The sequence below is a fragment of the Paraburkholderia sediminicola genome (assembly GCF_046026895.1).
GTDB lineage: Bacteria > Pseudomonadota > Gammaproteobacteria > Burkholderiales > Burkholderiaceae > Paraburkholderia > Paraburkholderia sediminicola_C.
Genome location: NZ_JAQQEU010000192.1, coordinates 1 through 2,490 on the forward strand (window position 1 = coordinate 1; position 2,490 = coordinate 2,490).

Sequence of the window (2,490 nt, forward strand, 5' to 3'; positions counted from 1 at the left end):
TTGGATTGAACTGCGATTTGCTTTGAATCGCAGATTCTCATTTGCGACGCCGAGCGGGGTGTTAAAAGTGGAGGCACCCAAGCTCGCTTTCACTGTGGCCGGTTCCGGTGCAAATGTTCGATTATTGCGATGGACCGTCTGTCGGTATGTCACGAAGAAGCTGCCTGAACCGGCGCTTGCTGCGCAATGCACTCGCGCAGCTTGATCAATGCCAGCACCGTATCGATCGTCGGCGTTGCCTCGCCGACCAGCCGGCCTATTTCCTGGACAACGGTAAGCAGTGGGTCGATCTCCATCGGGCGGTTGGCTTCAAGATCCTGCAACATCGAGGTCTTGTGGGCGCCGACCGCCCCCGCGCCATCGATGCGCCTTTCGACATCCACGCGGAAATACACGCCTAAGCGGTCGCCGATCGCTTTGGCTTCCAGCATCATCGTTCGCGATACCGCGCGCGTGGCCGGATTGCTCGCGATGACGTCCAGCGTCGCGTGGGTCAGCGCGCTAATCGGATTGAAGCAGAGATTGCCCCATAGCTTCAGCCAGATCTCGTCGCGGATCGTGTCGCGGATCGGTGCGTCCAGATCCGCCGCCGCCATGGCTTCATGCAGTTTCTGGATCCGCGCCGTACGTTCGCCGCCCGGCTCGCCGATCGGGAATTTCTTGCCGTACACATGGCGAATCACGCCCGGCTCGACGATTTCGGCGGCCGGATACACCACGCAACCGATCGCCCGCTCGGGTCCGAGCTGGTTCCACTGCTTGCCGCCCGGGTCGATGCTGTCGAGCGTGGTGTCGGCGAATTCGCCGCCATGCTTGTAGAAATACCAGTACGGGATGCCGTTTACGGCGGTAACGATCGCCGTGTCCGGCCCCAGCAAGGGCTGCATCGCGCCCACCACGCCCGGCACCGAATGCGCCTTCAGCGCAACGATCACATAGTCCTGCACGCCGAGTTCACGCGGGTCCGCTGAGCAACGCACCTTGACGATACGCTCGGTACCGTCGATCTGCAGACGTACGCCGTTTGCCTGCATGGCGGCGAGGTGCGGGCCGCGCGCCACGAAACTGACGTCGGCGCCAGCCAGTGCGAGTTGTGCACCGAGGTACGCGCCGATCGCGCCGGCGCCATAAATACAGATCTTCATCTGTCTCCTCCTGTTTTGAAGTCACGAACGCTGTCGCGTCGAAATCGACATCCGTTTCGACTCCGACGATGCGAATTTTTCCCGGCGGTGCGTAATGACCGTGCGCCGGCGGGCGCAAGCTATGCCGCCGCCGCAGGGTTCGCCGCTTATGCTCGAGCGGGCGTCAACTCAGCGCGATGGCCCGCCAGCGCCTCACGCGCGATCTGGCACAACGCCTCATTGTTCGGCGTATCGCGCACTGCCATCAACGCACGCCGCATGCGCGGTCCCAGAAACGGCGGATATGGCCGGCAATGCCGGTGAGCGCTTCCTCGCGGTCGGGCATCGAATCGCAAAAATCGCCGATCCGGTTGGCCATGTCGATCAGGTTCTGATTGTCCATGGCGGCCCTCACTTGCCCGATGTCGCGTTGGCCAACTCGCGCTGCTTCAGCAGATCGAGCTGTTCGGTGTTGAAACGCGAATAGTCCTGCTGCCATTGCGACGGCTGTTCGACCGGCGTCACCTGCACCGCGGTCACCTTGTATTCCGGACAGTTGGTCGCCCAATCCGAGCTATCGGTGGTGATCACGTTCGCGCCCGATTCGGGGAAGTGGAACGTCGTATAGACGACGCCCGGCTGCATGCGCTCGGTCACCTTCGCGCGCAACACGGTTTGCCCCGCGCGCGATTCGATGCCGACCCAGTCGTCGGTCTTGATGCCACGTTCCTCGGCGTCGTGCGGATGCAGTTCGAGCCGGTCCTCGTCGTGCCAGCGCGAGTTCTCTGTGCGGCGCGTTTGCGCGCCCACGTTGTACTGCGACAGGATGCGGCCGGTCGTGAGCACTAGCGGGAATTTGCGCGTGACCTTTTCCGGCGATGCGATGAACTTCGTGATCACGAACCGGCCCTTGCCGCGCACGAAAGTATCGACGTGCATGGTCGGCGTGCCGTCCGGCGCGTCCTCGTTGCAGGGCCATTGGATGCTGCCGAGTTCGTCGATCTTGCGATACGACACGCCGTGGAAAGTCGGCGTGAGACGCGCGATCTCGTCCATGATCTGCGACGGATGCGTGTAGTCCATTTCGTAGCCGAGCGCGCGCGAGAGCAGCACCGTGACCTCCCAGTCGGCGTAGCCCGGAATCGGCGGCATCACCTTGCGCACCCGCGAAATGCGGCGCTCCGCATTGGTGAAGGTGCCGTCCTTTTCGAGGAACGACGAACCGGGCAGCAGCACGTGCGCGTACTTGGCGGTCTCGTTGAGGAAGATGTCCTGAACGACGATGCATTCCATCGACGACAGCGCCGCCGACACATGATGCGTGTTCGGGTCCGACTGCACGATGTCCTCGCCCTGGCAATAGAGG

The 2,490-nt window shown here is 62.6% G+C and carries 2 protein-coding genes and 1 pseudogene; all 3 read right to left on the minus strand.

From position 1 onward, the window contains the following. Positions 1–149: 149 nt before the first annotated feature. Positions 150–1,145 (minus strand): 2-dehydropantoate 2-reductase, encoded by a 996-nt coding sequence (locus PQR02_RS40115; protein WP_408243339.1) that lies wholly within the window; start codon positions 1,143–1,145, stop codon positions 150–152. A gap of 146 nt (positions 1,146–1,291) precedes the next feature. Further along, a pseudogene (locus PQR02_RS40120) lies at positions 1,292–1,527 on the minus strand (formate dehydrogenase subunit delta). An 8-nt stretch (positions 1,528–1,535) separates the two neighbouring features. Then, on the minus strand, positions 1,536–2,490 hold a 955-nt coding region (locus PQR02_RS40125), incomplete at its 5' end, for a molybdopterin oxidoreductase family protein (protein WP_408243340.1).